This is a genomic window from Kribbella hippodromi (assembly GCF_039531045.1).
GTDB classification, from domain to species: domain Bacteria; phylum Actinomycetota; class Actinomycetes; order Propionibacteriales; family Kribbellaceae; genus Kribbella; species Kribbella hippodromi.
Genome location: NZ_BAAAPH010000025.1, coordinates 114495 through 130836, shown reverse-complemented (window position 1 = coordinate 130836; position 16342 = coordinate 114495). Strand labels below are relative to the sequence as shown.

Here is a 16342-nt window from a genome sequence, read left to right as displayed (position 1 = left end):
GGAGTTGGTCGTGGTGTGGTGGGGGCGGTTGTTGTGGGGGTTTTGGGGGCGGTGCTTACGGGGTGTGGGGTGGGCTCGGGGGATGGGGAGCCGGGGGCGGTGTCGAGTGTTCGGGGTGGTGGGGCGGCGCGGTCGGTTGTGACGCCGGGGGTTGCGGGGTCTGTTGCGCCGGGGAGTGCGGCGGTGTCCACGCCGGAGAGTGGGGTGGCGTCCGTGCCGGGGAGTGCGGGCTTGTCTACGGCGGCGAGTCCGGTGGTGAGTGTGCCGGTGGGGTCGGTGTCGGTGGCGGCTCCGGTGACCACTGCGGTTGAGGAGCCGGTCACGACCGTTAAGGAGGTCGTGGAGGTTCGGGTTATTCGGTTCAAGACGAAGATGGTTACGGATAGCTCGTTGGCCAATGGGGTGAAGCGGGTTCGGACGGTGGGGGTGGATGGGGCTCGGCGGCTGACGTATCGGGTTACGTATGTGGATGGGGTGCAGACGTCGAAGAAGCTGGTGCGGCAGGAGGTTGCGAAGGAGCCTCGTAGTCAGGTGAATGTGGTGGGGACGAAGGTGGAGGAGCCGGAGAGCTCGTCGGGGTGCGATCCGAACTACAGCGGGTGTGTGCCGATTGCCAGTGATGTGGATTGTGCGGGTGGGAGCGGTAACGGGCCGGAGTATGTGCAGGGGCCGATTCGGGTGATCGGGTCGGATGTCTACCGGCTGGATGCGGACCACGATGGGATTGCCTGCGAGTAGCACCACACCTCCCGCACACCCACACCTCCACACCTCCGCACACCCACACACCCACACCTCCGCGCACCCACACCTCCCGCACACCACGTCTCGGAGATACTGCGGGGGTGATGGGGTCTTTCGGGTGTTGACGTATGTGGTGGGGGCTCGGGATCTGGCGGAGGTTCGGTTTGCGGTTTCGCCGGTGGCGGAGGTGGTGGTGTCGTTGCGGGCGCTGCGGGAGCCGGGGCGGTTTCCGTTGCAGTTGGGGTGGGTTCGGGCGGTGCAGCCGCGGGTACGGGAGTTGGACTGGGACGTACTGCGGTGGCTGGTCAACGACACGATGGGGAGTCCGGACTTTCTGACGCCGCGGCCCAGTTCGCCGTTGACGCAGTTCGCGGATGAGCTGCAGGTGATTGGGGCAGTTGACCAAGAGACGTTCGAGCGGCAGCTGACCGCGGTGCATGGAGAACTGCCGGAAGGGATCAGCGTCGACAAGGTCGTGGATGCGCTCCAGCAGTACTGGGAGGCGGTGATCCAGCCATACTGGAGCCGCATGCGGACGCTCCTGTCGGCCGACATCAGCTATCGCGGGCATGTGCTCACTCAGCACGGTACGGGTGCCATGCTCAACGGACTCGGGCCTGCCATCACGTACGCGGACGGGCTGCTCAAGGTCGATCGTGTCAGCGAGCCCAGCCGTACTGAACGGATCGACGGACGCGGACTGGTCCTTCAGCCGACACTGTTCGGTCCGCATGCTGTGATCCCGTTCGACGTAGGCGCACCGCCCTTGCTGGGCTATCCGCCACGTGGTCAAGCGCACCTGTGGTCTGTGGTGGAGCCGCCGTCGCAGCAGGACCTGGCGCAGTTGATCGGGGCGCCGCGTACGCGCATCTTGCAGCTACTCACCTACCCGCGTTCCACGACCGACCTGGCCGGCGAGCTGAAGGTGACGCCCTCCGCGGTCAGCCAGCACCTGCAGTTGCTCCGGCGTACGGGACTGGTCGAGCCGCAGCGTACGGGCAAGCAGGTGCTGTACCGCACGACCGAACTGGCCGCGTTGCTGACCGGAACCCAAGTCGACTGACCTGTTGACACCCCGTCACCCCGCGGCAATAGTACGAAAGCGCTTTCGCAACTCGCACCAGCAAGCGCGAACAACAACGCACGAACAACGTCGTGGCAGCCGACGTCCCATGACCCGCCCGCACCCTGAATCAGGAGTCGGCATGCGACGTACTCTTGCGCTCGTCCTAGGAATCCTCCTCCTAGCCTTCGGAACCACCACGCCCGCCCACGCGGCGACGCTCGCCCTCACCCCCATCACCCTCGGCAACGTCTTCACCGACGGCCAGCCAGTGAAGATCGGTCTGAACACCGACGCCGCCTCCGTGACCTGGTCAGCCGCCGACGTCAACGGCACCGTGGTCGCCACCGGCAGCCAGGCCGCCGCCAGCACTCTGCAGGTCTCGGTCACCAACCGCGGCTGGTACAAGCTGACAGTCCAGGCCGGCACTCTGACCGCCCAGACCACGTTCGCCATCCTCAGCCCGCTCAGCACGGCTCCTGTCACCGGACTCACCAGCACCCGCGTCGGCGACTTCGAGAACGCTGCGGAGGGCTGGAGCTTCTACCCAGGCAGTGAGTTCCCCGGGGCGACCGGTGGCTTCGCACTGGACACCACCGACAACCACTCCGGTACGCACGCCGGCAAGCTGTCCGGTGACTTCAGTGCCGGCGGGGCGTACGTGAGTGTGAACCGCCCTTTGCCGGCAGTGTCCGCGAACAGCGTCAGCTTCTGGGCCAAAACGCCCAACCTGTCGTTCCTGACCTTCCGGTTGACTGATGCGACCGGACAGGTCCACCAGCAGCGACTGACCTTGTCCGGCGGGACGGACTGGCAACCGCTGACTGTTACGCGCTTCGACGGCGGCAAGCAGTACGTGCACTTCGGTGGCGCTAATGACGGCGTTTGGCACGGTCCGGCCAAGCAGATCGAGGTAGTACTCGACAAGGGCGCTATCAGCGGCGCGACCAGCAGCAGCGTGAGTCTGGACGACCTGACCCTCAACTCCCCCGCGCCTGCACCTACTACTCCACTGGGCGACTACGAGAGCGCCGCTGAGGGCTGGTCGTTCTACCCGGGCAGTGAGTTCCCCGGAGCTACCGGCAGCCTCACGTACGACACGGCGTCTCCACAGAGCGGTACGCAGTCGGCGAAGCTCACTGGTGACTTCACCGGCGGCGGCAACTACGTGGCGCTGCAGCGTACGTTCGTACCGGTCAACCTGACTGCACTGAGCTTGTGGGTAAAGACGAGTCAGCTGACAGCACTCGGCCTACGGTTGACCGATGCGACCGGTCAGGTCCACCAGCAACGTCTGGACCTCTCCAAAGCAACGGACTGGCAACAGCTGAGTGTTACGAGGTTCGACGCTGGCACTGGCTACTTGCACTTCGGTGGCGCCGACGACGGCATCTGGCACGGTCCAGCCACCGCGATCACGCTGACCCTCGACAAGAGCGCAATCAGCGGTACGACAGCGTCCGTCAACGTCGACGCAGTCGCCGCGACCACTCCGCGTTCACTGGTCGGAGCAAGCACCCACTTCGGCGGCAACTGGAGTCCGAACGCCATTCCGCTACTGGCGCAGACAGGTGCCCGTGGCGCCCGCGACGAGGCGTACTGGTCCGCCGCCGAGACCACAGCAGGTACCTACAGCTTCCCCGCCAAGGTGAACACCTACTTGCAGTCCTGGCAGTCGAACAGCCTCGACCCACTGCTGATCGCCGACTACGGCAACTGCCTGTACGACTGCCCGGACCAGCTGTTCAACGCCCCGTACACCGACGCCGGCCGCACCGCGTTCGCCAACTACGCCAACGCACTGGCGACGCAGTACCCACAGGTACACAACCTGGCTGTGTGGAACGAGTGGGATGTCAACGCGGCCGGTCCGGCGAACAAGACGCCGGACAGCTACCTGGCACTGCTCAAGGCGACGTACACCAAGGTGAAGGCGAACCACCCGGACGTCACCATTGTCGGTGGTGGTGACACCGACGTGACGCAGCAGGCGTGGTTCCAGGCGTTCTGCCAGCTCGGTGGGCTCAAGTACCTGGATGTGGTGTCGATCCACCCGTACAACTACCTGCACGCGCCGGAAGGGCTCGGTGCCGCGATCGACCAAGTACGGGCGACCATCCGCCAGTACAACGGTGGTGTGGACAAGCCGATCTGGATCACCGAAGCAGGCTGGTTCACCGGTACCGCACAGGCGTCGGTGGATGAGGCGACGCAGGCGATGTACCTGGCGCGGGCGCAGCTGAACGTACCGGGCCATGACGTCGACCGGTTCTACATGTACGACTTCAAGAACGACGGTGTCGATCCGGCTGCTCAGGAGGACAACTTCGGCCTGGTACACCACGAGGCGGATGCGCTCGGTGCGTACACCCCGAAGCCGGCGTACGTCGCGTACGCCACTGCAGCACGGCAACTACGCGGCGCGACCTTCCTGGGCAAGGAGTACCCGGGGAACGGGCTGATCGACCAGGTGTACGCCGCCAACGACGGCACGCCCTTCCGGGCCGTCTGGGCGGCCAGCGGCGCCAACTCAACAGTCACGGTCAAGGCGACCGGTCCGGTCCAGGTGACCAGCCTGTACGGCCTGTCGTACACCATGTCACCGGATGCGAACGGTCAGGTGACTGTCACGGTCGGCGTCTGGCCGACATACATCTCCGGCACCAACGTGACCTCGGTAACCGCCCCCTAGCCCCAGGAGCTCCCGCGGCCAATGAGACCACGCTCGCGCCCGATTGAAGCCGTGAGTTAGAGTCAAGTTGTCCGCGGGAGCTCGCACGGGAGTGGGCTGAGAGGGTGACCGGAAGCCGTCACCGACCGCTGGAGGGTGTCTGAGGACCGTGCGCCGTAGCGAGGAGGTGCTCGGCGTGGTAGCTCGGTGTGCGGGAGGGAAGGCGTCGATGTGGTTTCATCGTTGCCTTTCCTCCCGTGCAGCGAGGTGCCGCGCCGAGTGCCCCGCAGTAGGCGCACGGTCCTCAGACACCCTCCGAACCTGAATCGGGTAATTCCGGCGTAGGGAGGAAGCGATGGAATCCGTCTGGGTCAACGGCGAGGCGATCGAGGTGCCGGCCGGGCAGTCGGTGGCCGAGTTGATCGCCGCGTACTCGGATCGCAGCACCGGGATCGCGGTCGCGGTGAATCAGACCGTGCTGACCAAGGCCGAGTGGGCGGCGACCGCGGTGCGGGCCGGCGACCGGGTCGAGATCGTCAGCGCCACCCAGGGAGGCTGAGATGGACGATCCACTGGAGCTGGGCGGGCGGACGTACACGTCGCGCCTGATCATGGGCACCGGCGGTTCCGCCAACCTGGAAGTGATGGAGGAGGCGTTGCTTGCCTCCGGCACCCAACTGACCACGGTCGCGATGCGCCGGCTCGGGACCGGGCACGAGGGCTCGGTGCTGGACGTGCTGAAGAAGCACGACATCGCCGTGCTGCCGAACACGGCCGGCTGTCACACCGCGGCCGAGGCGGTGCTGACCGCGAAACTGGCCCGCGAGGCACTGGAAACCGACCTGATCAAGGTGGAAGTGGTCGCCGACGACCACCTGCTGCTGCCCGATCCGGTCGAGCTGCTGGACGCCGTGGACGCGCTGGTCGCCGACGGTTTCACGGTGCTCCCGTACACGAACGACGACCCGATCCTGGCGCGCCGGCTGGAGCAAGCCGGTTGCGCGGCGGTGATGCCACTGGCCGCGCCGATCGGTTCGGCGCTGGGCATCCGCAACCCGCACAACCTCGCGCTGATCGCCGAGGCGGCGAACGTCCCGGTGATCGTCGACGCGGGCATCGGTACGGCAAGCGATGCCGCACTGGCTATGGAGCTCGGCTGTTCGGCCGTGATGCTCGCGACGCCGGTCACCCGTGCGGAGAAGCCCGCGCTGATGGCGGCAGCAATGCGTGACGCCGTGTCCGCGGGCCGGGCCGCACGCCTGGCCGGACGCGTACCGCGCCGCTGGCAGTCCGCGCTGGCCTCATCGCCTACAAGCGGCCTGCCAACCTTCTAGCCTCGGCCAGGTCAACCGCCCGGTCCAGCAACAGGGCGGTGAGTGACAGCGTCAGCTCCTGGTTGGGCTGCAGTGCGAGCGGTTCATCCCAAGCGAGCGCCGGGCACGCCCCTACGTAATCCTCCGCCCGTAGGAACCACGGACGTACGTCACCTGGCTGGAGCAGCAAGAGCGTCATCTCACCCTGTACGAACGCCAGCCAGCGACTCGTTGACCCGAACGCACTGTCCAGCCCTGCACCGTCAGCACTCAGTACGGTGGTCGGCGCAAGTGGCAGCCGCCAAAAGATCCCGCCGTACGCAGCCCCCTCGCGTCCACAGGTCGCCGGACTGTCGATCCGCAGCGCGCCGTACCGTGCGGTGAGCTCGCTCCGCCAGTCCAGTCGCCATCCGTCATGTACTGGCTCGCCCTTGAGGTACCGGCGTTCTACCAGCTGCGGACGGCCCTGCTCGTCGTACCAGGTGATGTCGTCGTTGAGCGTGTGCTCGTCCTGGATGGTCACGCTACGACTGCGCTGCTGCCCGTGGTTCGTGAGTAGCGTAGGACCCTGGCCGCGTACGTACGTCCGACCGCCCCAGTGCGACGTACCGTTCACCAACGGCACTGCGAGCGAGACGCCGTAGTGATGCCGATGGTCAACCGGACTGACCTCAGTCAACGGGTGTCCCCCGAGCGTACGGACCGGGTGCAGGTACGGGCGGGGCGCATGCACTTGGGGCATCCGCCGACCGAACTCGTACCGCGCGAGCAGCCCGGCCGAACTGCCCAACTCGAAGATGTCACCCTGCTGCTGCCAACCGATCCGATCAGCCGGTGCAGCACTGTCCGACCGGGGCTCCTGCGGTACGGGACCGGTGCTGGCCCGCACGGCCAACCGCAGCTCCGGTACGGCGTCCGCATCGCCCTTCTCGGTAGAGATCGCCGCATGCAGCCGCTGCCACGCCAACTCACCTAGATCCGCCTGCGGCACCCGCACCGTAGTCAGCGACGGTACGGCGAACCGCGCCAGGCCGATGTCGTCCATCCCAGTCACCGACAGATCAGCCGGTACGGCGACGCCGACCTCGTTCAACCGCGCCAACAGACCAAAAGCGACCAGGTCATTGAACGCAACCACCGCAGTGACCTGCGACTCCAGCACCGGCTCCACCGCGGCGTACCCATCCTCGATCGACCGCCCGCACTCCAGCCGAACTAGGTCCAGCCCGGGGATCTCCTGCTCGGCTACCTCGAGTGCACGCAACCGCATGAGGTTGGACGCGCTACCGGCCGGACCGGACAGGAAGGCGAGCCGCCGATGCCCGAGCCCGACCAGGTGGTCCACCACGATCCGCACCGCGTGGCCGTAGTCGACGACCACCGACGAGACCTCCGCCGGACCTTGGCGGTTGACCAGGATCACCGGCTGCACCTGCGGCAGCAGCTCGAGCAGGGCCGTCTCGTCCATCCGCGGCGAGACCATGATCAGCGCGTCGCAGCGCCGCCGGGCCTCGATCGCGATCGAGGCCTCAGCGCCCGGGTCCTCGTCGGTCTCCGCGACCAGCACCCGGTAGCCGGCCGCGGCCGACGCGTTGGTGATGCCGCGCAGGATCTGCTGGAACAGCGGGTTGCCGAGGTCGGGGACCACCAGCGCGACCATGTTCGTCCGGCCGAGCGACAGGCTGCGGGCCAGGTCGCTGGGCCGGTAGTTCAGCCGCTCCGCCGCGGCCCGGACCCGGGTGACGATCTCCGGCGCGACGCTGAGCCGCCCGTTCATCACCCGGGACACGGTCGCTCGCGAAACCTCCGCCGCCCGCGCCACGTCGGCGATCGTGATCGAGTCCTTCGGTGTCCGTCCCACCCCCGTATCCTCTCCCGACGGAAACCGGTTTCTCAACCCTTGTTCCGGTATATGTGTCAGGACCCGACGAATTTGGAGGAGCGCGGTGAGTGAGCTCGAGTACCCGGCGGTCGACGGTGTTGCCCCAGGCAACGGTTACACCCACGTCGTGACCGGCCGGGGGCAGTGGGTGGCGATCTCGGGGCAGATCGCGCTGGACGCGGACGGGCAGCTGGTCGGGATCGGCGATCCGGCCGCGCAGGCGGAGCAGGTCTTCGCGAATCTGGAGCGTTGCCTGACAGCCGCCGGCGCAACCTTCGCGAACGTGGTGAAGCTGACCTTCTTCGTCACCGACGTCGCCCATATGCCCGCGATTCGCCAAGTGCGGGACAGGTACATCCCCGGCACAAAACCAGCCGCGTCAGCAGTACAGGTAGCCGCACTGGTCAACCCCAACCTCCTACTCGAGATCGAGGCATTCGCCATCATCTAGCACCCAAGCACTCCAGCACCCCAGCACCCCAGCACCCCAGCACCCCAGCACCCAACCGCCCTGCGCACCCTCCGGTCTCGTCACAGGGGTCAGCCCCTCGGACGATGGGTTGACCCCTGAGAATCTCGGGGCCAAACCCACCAGCTCAGGGGTCAGCCCCTCAGACGACGGGCGCGCGGGGAGGCCGCTGAGGCGGAGCCGCCCTGCTACGCACCCACCGGTCTCGTCTCAGGGGTCAGCCCCTCGGACGATGGGTTGACCCCTGAGAATCTCGGGGCCAAACCCACCAACTCAGGGGTCAGCCCCTCAGACGACGGGCGCGCGGGTGGGGCGTTGGCCAGCGGGCGCGGCTAGCGGAGGAGATCGATTGCTAATCGGGCGGCTTCGCCGATTGCGGCGTCGACGCGTGGCTGGCGGAAGTCGCCGCGGGCGGTCAGCGTGTATACGGCAATCGCGTACGCCGACCCGCCCGGCAAGGTCACCACGCCCACTTCGTGCCGCAACGCACCGAACGTCCCGGTCTTCCCCGCCACCCGTACGCCGTCATGCGGAAACCCTGACGCCAACCGCTGTGTGAAGATCTGCCGATGCATGACGGCTTGCACAAACTCGGTCTGCTCGGCCGATAACAACTCCCCCGACCACAATCGACGCAACAAGTACGTCATCTCCCGAGCCGTACTGGCCGAGGCATGCGCCGCTTCGTAAACCCCCGCCGGATCAGTCTGATCATTGTCCGCAAGCACGGCGAGCGCCGCGTCCGGATTGTTTGTTCCGGTACGGCGTTGCAGATCACGCAGATTTCCCGCCGTACCGCGCCGTACCCACGTCTTCCGCAAACCGAACGATTCCAGCAAATCGGCCAGCCGGCGCAATCCGACAATGTCCAGCAAGGCATCCGCCGACGCGTTGTCGGAGGTCGTCATCATCGACAACGCCAGGTCCCGCAGCGACGCGGTCACCGGATCCGCGAACAACGACAACCCGGTCGGCCCAGCAGTCTTCGAAGCCGGATCGAGCGTGAGCTGCGCCCGCGGGTCCACCGAACCAAGATCCACGAGCCGGCAAAACCCGGCCAGCAGCGGCAGCTTGTACACCGACGCCAGCGGCACTATCCCGTCCGCGTCAACCTCGACCGTCGACTCCGGGTCGTCCAGCGAGACCGCATGCAGCCACCCGCGGGCGCCGACGTCCTCGAACACCGCGCGAATCCGGGCGTTCACGACGCCACCAGCGCTTCCGTGAGCTGCGCCATCACATCGTCCGGCCGCAGGAAGGGCGTCCGCGTACGCGACCACACGAGCCGCAACCGAAGCGGAAGTGGATCATCCACCAGCCGGTGCCGGGTCACCCCGGGCGCACCCAACAGCGGATCGGCAGTCACGACAGCCGCCTGACCCGCCGCGGCCATCGCCAGCCCGGCGCGCTCATCCGTCACCACGACGGTCCCGCCGCGCGGGCGGTGCAGCGCAAGCGTGTCCAGGAAAAGATCGCGCGCCGCCGGTGCTTCCGTACGCGGCCGAACCGCGACCGGCAGCTCGCCGAGCTCACGCAATCCGACCACCTCCGCCGAGGCAACACCCGCAGGCAGGAGCAGCCAGGTCGGCAGCAGCGCGACCGGGCCGGCTTCGAGTCCGTCGAGTACGGTCGGATGCGCCACGATCGCGAGCGTCAATCGCCCGGTACTGACCTGGTTGACCAGCGAACTCGTTGGTGCGGTCGAAACCGTCACCCTGCTGCCCGCGATCGCCTCGCCACACGCGGCCGCAACAGCGGCGCCGGCGGACGGCGGCACCTCGGGCGCGACGCCGAGCCGGATCTCCGGGCCTTCCGGTTCGCGCTCGACGGCGGCCTGGTGCAGTTCCTCGATCGAAGACAGCGCGCGCCGGGCGTACGGCAGCAGGGCGATGCCCGCGGGGGTCAGCTCGACCTGCCCCGCGCCGCGCTCGAACAGCTTCGCGCCAACCAGCGCCTCGAGCCGCCGGAGGCCCTGGGACAGCGGCGGCTGGGTGATGCCGACGACCCGCGCCGCGTCCCCGAAGTGCTGTTCCTCGGCCAGCGCGACGAAAATCTGCAGATGCCGTTCAGTGAGCATGACCCTGCTGACCTGCGGTGATATCTCCAGCCAATCGGCGCATGCTTGAGAGCATATTCGACACGCAAGCTCCACGAAGCCTTGACTGGGGTTCCAGGACGAGCAGAGGAGAGAGCGTGAAGGTGAGTCGCAGAGGCATGCTGACCGGTGCCGCCGCGGTCGGAGCGGCCGGCGTCATCGGGTTCGAAGCCCAGAGCGAGGCAGCCCCGAAGCCCCAGACAGAGCCAGAGCGCGAGCCAAAGCGGGAGCCGGTCGAGCTGACCTGGTTCGGTACGCACGCCTGGCAGATCCGCCACGGCAAACACGTCGTACTGACCGACCCCTGGCTGACCCGCTTCAAAACCGGGACGTTCACGCCGGCGGGCGCCGACCCGAAGACCAAGCTGGTGATCAACTCCGAGGTGATCGATCGCCATCTGACCACGGCGGACGCGATCCTGGTGCATCACGGCCACTACGACCACATGGCCGATGTCCCGTACGTCGCCCGCAAGACCCAGGCGACCGTCCTCTGCACCGAAACGCACGCCAACCTGCTGCGCGCGATGAAGACGCCGGACGACCTGCTCTCACCGGTCCGCGGCGGCGAGTACCTGCCGTTCGACGGCTTCACGATCGAGGTCTTCCCATCCCTGCACTCGTGCGGCGGCAAGCGTCACACGTACGCCTATCCGGGCTACCGGTACGAAGTGCCGCCACGCCCGCGAGTCATCGAGGATCTTGTCGAAGGCGGAACGCTCGCGTTCGTGATCACCATCGGCGGTGTCCGCATCCTCAGCCTGAGCACGGCGAACTTCGATCCGAACGCGCTCCGCGGTCTGGAGGTGGACGTGATCTTCGCGGCGCCCGGCGGCGAACCGGGAATCACCGACCGGCTGCTCCGAACCATCAAGCCGGTCAAAAAGGTCATCGCCACCCACTGGGACGACTTCGACCAGCCGCTCGACCAGCCGGGCGTCCCGTGGACCGACCTGACACCGCTGCGTACGTCCGTCGAACGCGCCGGCGCGGAACTGATCGTCCTGGATCTCCGGCAGCAGCTCACGCTTTGACGCGGCAATCACCCTTTGAAGCAGCAATCACACTTTGACGCGGTGATCACGCTTTGACGCAGAAGATCACGTTTTGACGCGGTAGTGGTACCGCGAGGCGACCTGGAAACCGAGCCGGTCGTACAGGGCGCGGGCCGGGGCGTTGCTCTCGACCACCTGCAACCAGACCCGCTCGGTCCCCAGTGTCGTTGCCTTGTGCAACAAGCCGTGGATGATCGCCTGGGCCAGCCCGAGCCGCCGGCGGTTCGGGTCGACGGCGAGGCAGTACAGCCCCGCCCAGTCGTCGACCAGCGCGAGCCGGCCGATCGCCCGCACCGGGGGGCCGGACGGGATCACCGCGTACAGCGCGCGGGACCGGTTCAGGATCTGCCGGGCCGCGGCCTGCGCGGCGGACCCGCCACGACCGTCGACCGACCACCAGAAATCCATCCAGTGATCGTCGGGCGCGGCGGATATATTCACGGTCGCGTCCGGCTCAGGAAGGTTCGCGAGGACCTCGGAGACGGTCGCGCACATCACCAACGTCGGGTTCCGGAGCTCGTACCCGCGGGTCGCCAGGTACGCGTCGAGGTCCCCCGGCTGGGCTGCCGGACCGACCTGGAAGGACGGTGCGATGTCATGCGCCGCGTACAAGTTTTCCACGTAATCCAAGGCGCGACCGAGATCGAACGGCGCACTGGACGGCAGCACCGAGTTCGCTCGCAGGGTGACTCCGGCATTGCGGCGGACCAGCCAGCCGTCCAGCTCGGTGCTGTACGCGGCGGGCCAGCCTTCGTTCATCAGGGCGTCGATCCGAGCTGCGGCGATCACTCCACCAAGACTAGAACCGCTCGGATCGAATTGCAACGAAATGCATACTTATTCACCCGCCATCCGACCGGCCGCGCGCACCGCGGCGACCGCGTCCGCCAGCAGATCGATGCCTTCGACAACATCTTTCCGCGCCACCGATCCGTACCCGAACACCAGCCCGGCCGGACCCGATCCCGCGTCCCAGTACGGCGCCAACCCGTACACCCCGAGCCCGCGCTCCAGGGCAGCCGACTGCACGGCCTGTTCATCCAAGTCGTCCGGCAGCCAAGTGAGCACGTGCAGCCCAGCCGACACCCCAACCGGTTCGAGCTCCGGCAACCGTGCGGCCAGCCGCTCGATCAGCGTGTCCCGCAGCAGCCGGTACCGCGGCCGCATCCGCCGCAGATGCCGGTCGAACTCACCGCGCGCCACAAAATCCGCGAACGCCAACTGGTCGAGCACCGGCGATCCACGGTCATCCATCAGCTTCGCGGTAGTCATTGGTTCGACCAGCCAAGACGGCAGGATCAACCAGCCGAGCCGCAGCCCCGGCGCAAGGGTCTTCGAAGCAGTCCCGGCGTACGCGACCCGCTCCGGCGCAAGGCCCTGCACAGCGCCAATCGGCTCCCGGTCGTACCGGTACTCGGCGTCGTAGTCGTCCTCGATCACCAGCCCGTCGCGCCGATTCGCCCACGCGACCAAAGCGGCTCGGGTTTCCGCCGACATGACCACACCAGTCGGGAATTGGTGCGCGGCAGTCACGAGTACGACATCCGCGCCGGACTGCTCGAGTGCGTCGACATCGATCCCGGACGGCAGCATCGGTACGCCGACCACCTCCATCCCGGCTGCCCGCGCGACGTCCTTCAAGTCGTTGTCGGACGGGTCCTCGAGCGCGAGCCGCCGGCGTCCCAACCCCACCAGGACCTGCAGCAACAGGCGCGAACCTTGCGCGAAACCGTTGCAAATCAACAGGTTCTCCGGGCGGGCCGCCGTACCCCGGACGCGATTCAGGTAGTCGGCGAGCGACGTACGCAGCTCGATCGTGCCGCGTCCGTCGAGGTACGCGAGGCTGTCGTACGGCGTCTCGTTCAGCACCCGGCGGACGGATCGCAGCCAGGCCGCGCGCGGGAACTGGGACACGTCCGGGCGGCTGTAGCGGAAGTCGATCCGCGGCGGACCACTCGCGGCCGGCGTCGCGGGCGAAGGTGCGAGAGTGGCGATGTCCGCGACCGTCGTCTGACCGCCGGCCCGGCTGACCAGATAGCCCTCCGCGACGAGTTGCTGGTACGCCTCCACGACGACGCCGCGGGACAGACCGAGGTCCTGCGCAAGCGCGCGGGTGGACGGCATCACGGTGCCGTCCCGGAGCAGGCCGGACCGGATCCGGGTCCGCAGGCCGCTCTCCAGCTGCTGGTGCAGCGGCACGCCGTTGTCCCGGTGCAGCTCGACCAGGAGTTCGCCGGAACTGGTCCTCATTCGGCTCACGGAACTGGACCTTATCGGAGTACCGCTGCGCTGTCAGGGTGGTGGACAGAACCCGATGGGAGTGAGAGCGATGATGACCTACCTGACGACCGGCGACACCGGCTACGACGAGGCCCGCAGCGTGTGGAACGCGATGGTCGACCGCCGCCCGGCGGCGATCGCGCGGTGCGCGTCCACCGAGGACGTGGTGGCGGCGGTCCAGTACGGGCGCCTCAACGGCCTGGAGATCGCGGTCCGCTGCGGCGGGCACAACATCGCCGGACTGGCCGTACCGGAGGGTGGGTTGATGATCGACCTGACCCCGATGCACGAGGTCCGCGTCGATCCGTCGCTGCGACGGGCGTGGGTGCAGGGCGGCGCATTGCTCGGCGAGCTGGACCGCGCGGCGCAGGAGTACGGCCTGGCCACGACGGCGGGGAACGTGTCGCACACCGGCGTCGGCGGGCTGACGCTCGGCGGCGGGATGGGCTGGCTGGCGCGGCGGTTCGGGCTGGCGTGCGACAACGTCATCTCGTACGAGGTGGTCACCGCGGACGGTTCGGTCGTACGGGCGAGCGCCGACGAGAACCCGGATCTGTTCTGGGGACTGCGCGGTGGCGGCGGCAACTTCGGCATCGTGACGATGTTCGAGTTCCAGCTGCATCACATCGGCACCCGGGCGTTGAGCGTCGAGTTCACGTACCCGATGGCGAAGGGGTTCGAGGTGCTACGCCGCTGGCGGGACCTGAACGCGAACGCGCCGCGCGAAGCGACGTTCACCGCCGGCCTCACCAAGGACGACCGAGGCGGTGGGGTGGGGAAGGAATCGAGCACAGTCACGGTCGGGTACGTCTGGGTCGGCGAAGGTGGGTACGACCTACTACCCGCCTTCCGCGAACTTGGTCCGATCGAGGAGAGCGTCGAGGAGACCACGTACCTGAAGCTGCAGAGCCGCGATGACAACGTCCAAGGACATCGCTACCGCCGGTACTGGAAGGGGCACTACTTCAAGTCACTGCCCGACGAGGCGATCCGCGCGCTGCTGCAAGTACCTGACGTCGGCGTGAGCCTGCAGGCGTACGGCGGCGCGATCGCGGACGTACCCGATGACGACGCCGCGTTCAGCCATCGGGACACGCAGTTCGAGTTCGTCACCGCGACCCGGTGGGAGGACCCGGCCGAGGACGAGGACCGGATCGGGGCCTTGCGCGCGTACGCGGCGACGCTGGAACCGTACGCCCATGGCGCGTACGTGAACACGCTCAACGACGACCCGATCAACCGGGCCTTCCCGCCCGCGAAGCTGGCGCGCCTGGTCGCGCTGAAGACCGTCTACGACCCGGAGAACGTGTTCCACCTGAACCAGAACATCCGCCCGCGGCGCGGCATGATGGTGGTGTGACGACAGAGTTGACCCCGGAGCTGGCCGCGACCATCGAAGCCGGATTCGCGCGCCGGGACCGGGAGAACATGGGACCGACGATCGCGTTCTTCGAGCGGTTGCTGGCCGAGCATCCGGACAATCCGTACGTGCTGTACGAGGTCGGCGGTTCGTACGACACCGCGGGCCAGGAAGCGACAGCGGTCGGGTACTACGAGCGCGCGCTCCCGGGGCTGAGCGGGGAGACGCGGCGGAAGTGCCTGCTGCAGTACGGGAGCACGCTGCGGAATCTCGGCCGGTACGAGGAATCGCTCGCCGTCTTCAAGGCGGCGTGCGCCGAGTTCCCGGAGTCGGATTCGTTGCGGGTGTTCAAGGCGCTGACGCTCCAGGCCGCGGGGATGCCGGACAAGGCGCTCGCGACGCTGCTGCTGGTGATCGCGGACAAGGTCGACACCGCGGACCTCAAGCGGTACGAAGCCGCGATCCGCGGGAACGCCGAGTACCTGAGCAGCCGCGGCTAGCGTTTGCGGGCGACCCCGCCGTAGATGGCGTCGCGGACGTCGGCCGGCGGGTCCTCGTCGACCCGGCCGCCGGGCACGTGCCAGTCGCCGAGCTTGACCACGCCCGGGTCGAGCAGCTCGAACCCGCTGAACAGCGACGTGATCTCCGCGACCGAGCGGAACGCCAGATTCGGGAAGGCGTGCCGGACCTTCTCGATCAGCTCGGTGACCAGCGCGTCCACGTCGCCGCCGTCGCCCGGGTTGCAGGCGTGTGTGATCGCCAGGAACGACCCCGGTGGCAGCGCGTCGGCGTACGTCTGCGCGATCGCCCGGGTCTCCTCGTAGTCGGAGATGTGGTGCAGCATCAGCGCCATCACCAGCGCGACCGGTTCACCTGGCGCGAGCAGTCCCGCGATCGCCGGGTCCGCCAGCACTTCCTCCGGCTTGGTCAGGTCGGCGGCGGTGAACTGCGTACGCTCGTTGTCCAAGAGCAAGGCCCGGCCGTGCGCCACCACGGACGGGTCGTTGTCGACGTACACGACCGAGGCGTCCGCGTTCACCCGCTGGGCGATCTGGTGGGTGTTGTCGGCGGTCGGCAGCCCCGACCCCGCGTCGATGAACCGCCGGACGCCGGCCTCTTCGGTCAGCCAGGTCACCACCTGGCTCAACCAGCGCCGGTTCGCCCGCGCCCAGATCGGCGTCTCCGGCGCGACCTTGAGGATCTGCCGGTACAGCTCGCGATCGGACTCGTAGTTGTCCTTGCCGCCGAGCGCGTAGTCGTACACCCGGGCGACGCTCGGGCGCGTGGTGTCGATCCCATGCGCGATCAGCCCACCGTCGTTCATCGGCTGATCGGTCACATCGTCTCCTTGCCGTCCCGGCCCTGCGTCCGGTACGAGCGTAACGCACACAGAGTCAGCCTTTCACCACG

15 protein-coding genes are annotated in these 16342 nt (G+C 67.6%); 9 read left to right on the top strand and 6 right to left on the bottom strand.

What is annotated here, in order from left to right; genetic code table 11:
- Positions 1-15 precede the first annotated feature (15 nt).
- The 5 genes from ABD260_RS31400 (at position 16) to ABD260_RS31380 (ending at position 5812) form a co-directional block, all read left to right on the top strand.
- Positions 16-738 carry a G5 domain-containing protein gene (locus ABD260_RS31400; RefSeq protein WP_344239412.1) on the top strand — a complete coding sequence of 241 codons (723 nt, stop codon included), beginning with the start codon at positions 16-18 and terminating at the stop codon, positions 736-738.
- Positions 739-862: 124 nt separating this feature from the next.
- Positions 863-1807: an ArsR/SmtB family transcription factor gene (locus ABD260_RS31395; RefSeq protein WP_344239410.1), complete on the top strand. Its 945-nt coding sequence runs from the start codon at positions 863-865 to the stop codon at positions 1805-1807.
- A 142-nt stretch (positions 1808-1949) separates the two neighbouring features.
- Positions 1950-4499 carry a glycosyl hydrolase gene (locus tag ABD260_RS31390; protein WP_344239408.1) on the top strand — a complete coding sequence of 850 codons (2550 nt, stop codon included), beginning with the start codon at positions 1950-1952 and terminating at the stop codon, positions 4497-4499.
- 334 nt (positions 4500-4833) lie between these two features.
- On the top strand, positions 4834-5037 hold the full coding sequence (gene thiS / locus ABD260_RS31385) for a sulfur carrier protein ThiS (RefSeq protein ID WP_344239406.1): 204 nt from the start codon (positions 4834-4836) through the stop codon (positions 5035-5037).
- Between the two features lies 1 nt (position 5038).
- Positions 5039-5812 (top strand): thiazole synthase, encoded by a 774-nt coding sequence (locus ABD260_RS31380; RefSeq protein ID WP_344239404.1) that lies wholly within the window; start codon positions 5039-5041, stop codon positions 5810-5812.
- On the opposite strand, the gene ABD260_RS31375 is transcribed toward ABD260_RS31380, so the two are convergent.
- Complete coding sequence (locus ABD260_RS31375; RefSeq protein ID WP_344239402.1) at positions 5787-7652, bottom strand: DUF6807 family protein; 1866 nt, start codon at positions 7650-7652, stop codon at positions 5787-5789. The two genes, ABD260_RS31380 and ABD260_RS31375, sit on opposite strands and share 26 nt — an antisense overlap.
- Before the next feature lie 85 nt (positions 7653-7737).
- On the opposite strand from ABD260_RS31375, the gene ABD260_RS31370 reads away from it, so the two are divergent.
- Positions 7738-8124, top strand: a complete 387-nt coding sequence (locus tag ABD260_RS31370; protein WP_344239400.1) for a RidA family protein — start codon at positions 7738-7740, stop codon at positions 8122-8124.
- A gap of 350 nt (positions 8125-8474) precedes the next feature.
- On the opposite strand, the gene ABD260_RS31365 is transcribed toward ABD260_RS31370, so the two are convergent.
- The gene (locus ABD260_RS31365; protein ID WP_344239398.1) at positions 8475-9347 is read right to left on the bottom strand and encodes a serine hydrolase; all 873 of its coding nucleotides are present in this window, start codon (positions 9345-9347) and stop codon (positions 8475-8477) included.
- A complete protein-coding gene (locus tag ABD260_RS31360; protein ID WP_344239396.1) occupies positions 9344-10219 on the bottom strand; it encodes a LysR family transcriptional regulator in 876 nt (291 codons plus the stop codon). Before ABD260_RS31360 ends, ABD260_RS31365 begins: the two co-directional genes overlap by 4 nt.
- A gap of 122 nt (positions 10220-10341) precedes the next feature.
- Here ABD260_RS31360 and ABD260_RS31355 point away from each other — a divergent pair, with 122 nt between their 5' ends.
- Positions 10342-11271 (top strand): MBL fold metallo-hydrolase, encoded by a 930-nt coding sequence (locus ABD260_RS31355; RefSeq protein ID WP_344239394.1) that lies wholly within the window; start codon positions 10342-10344, stop codon positions 11269-11271.
- A gap of 66 nt (positions 11272-11337) precedes the next feature.
- Here the strand turns inward: ABD260_RS31355 and ABD260_RS31350 are convergent, their stop codons facing one another.
- Entirely contained in the window at positions 11338-12081 is a 744-nt protein-coding gene (locus ABD260_RS31350; RefSeq protein ID WP_344239392.1) for a GNAT family N-acetyltransferase, read from the bottom strand.
- Between the two features lie 48 nt (positions 12082-12129).
- On the bottom strand, positions 12130-13542 hold the full coding sequence (gene pdxR, locus ABD260_RS31345; RefSeq protein WP_344239390.1) for a MocR-like pyridoxine biosynthesis transcription factor PdxR: 1413 nt from the start codon (positions 13540-13542) through the stop codon (positions 12130-12132).
- Between the two features lie 79 nt (positions 13543-13621).
- Here pdxR and ABD260_RS31340 point away from each other — a divergent pair, with 79 nt between their 5' ends.
- Positions 13622-14932 carry an FAD-binding oxidoreductase gene (locus ABD260_RS31340; protein WP_344239388.1) on the top strand — a complete coding sequence of 437 codons (1311 nt, stop codon included), beginning with the start codon at positions 13622-13624 and terminating at the stop codon, positions 14930-14932.
- Positions 14929-15432: a tetratricopeptide repeat protein gene (locus tag ABD260_RS31335; protein WP_344239386.1), complete on the top strand. Its 504-nt coding sequence runs from the start codon at positions 14929-14931 to the stop codon at positions 15430-15432. The genes ABD260_RS31340 and ABD260_RS31335 overlap by 4 nt, the downstream gene beginning before the upstream one ends.
- On the opposite strand, the gene ABD260_RS31330 is transcribed toward ABD260_RS31335, so the two are convergent.
- Positions 15429-16271 (bottom strand): SAM-dependent methyltransferase, encoded by an 843-nt coding sequence (locus ABD260_RS31330; protein WP_344239384.1) that lies wholly within the window; start codon positions 16269-16271, stop codon positions 15429-15431. The two genes, ABD260_RS31335 and ABD260_RS31330, sit on opposite strands and share 4 nt — an antisense overlap.
- Positions 16272-16342: the final 71 nt, after the last annotated feature.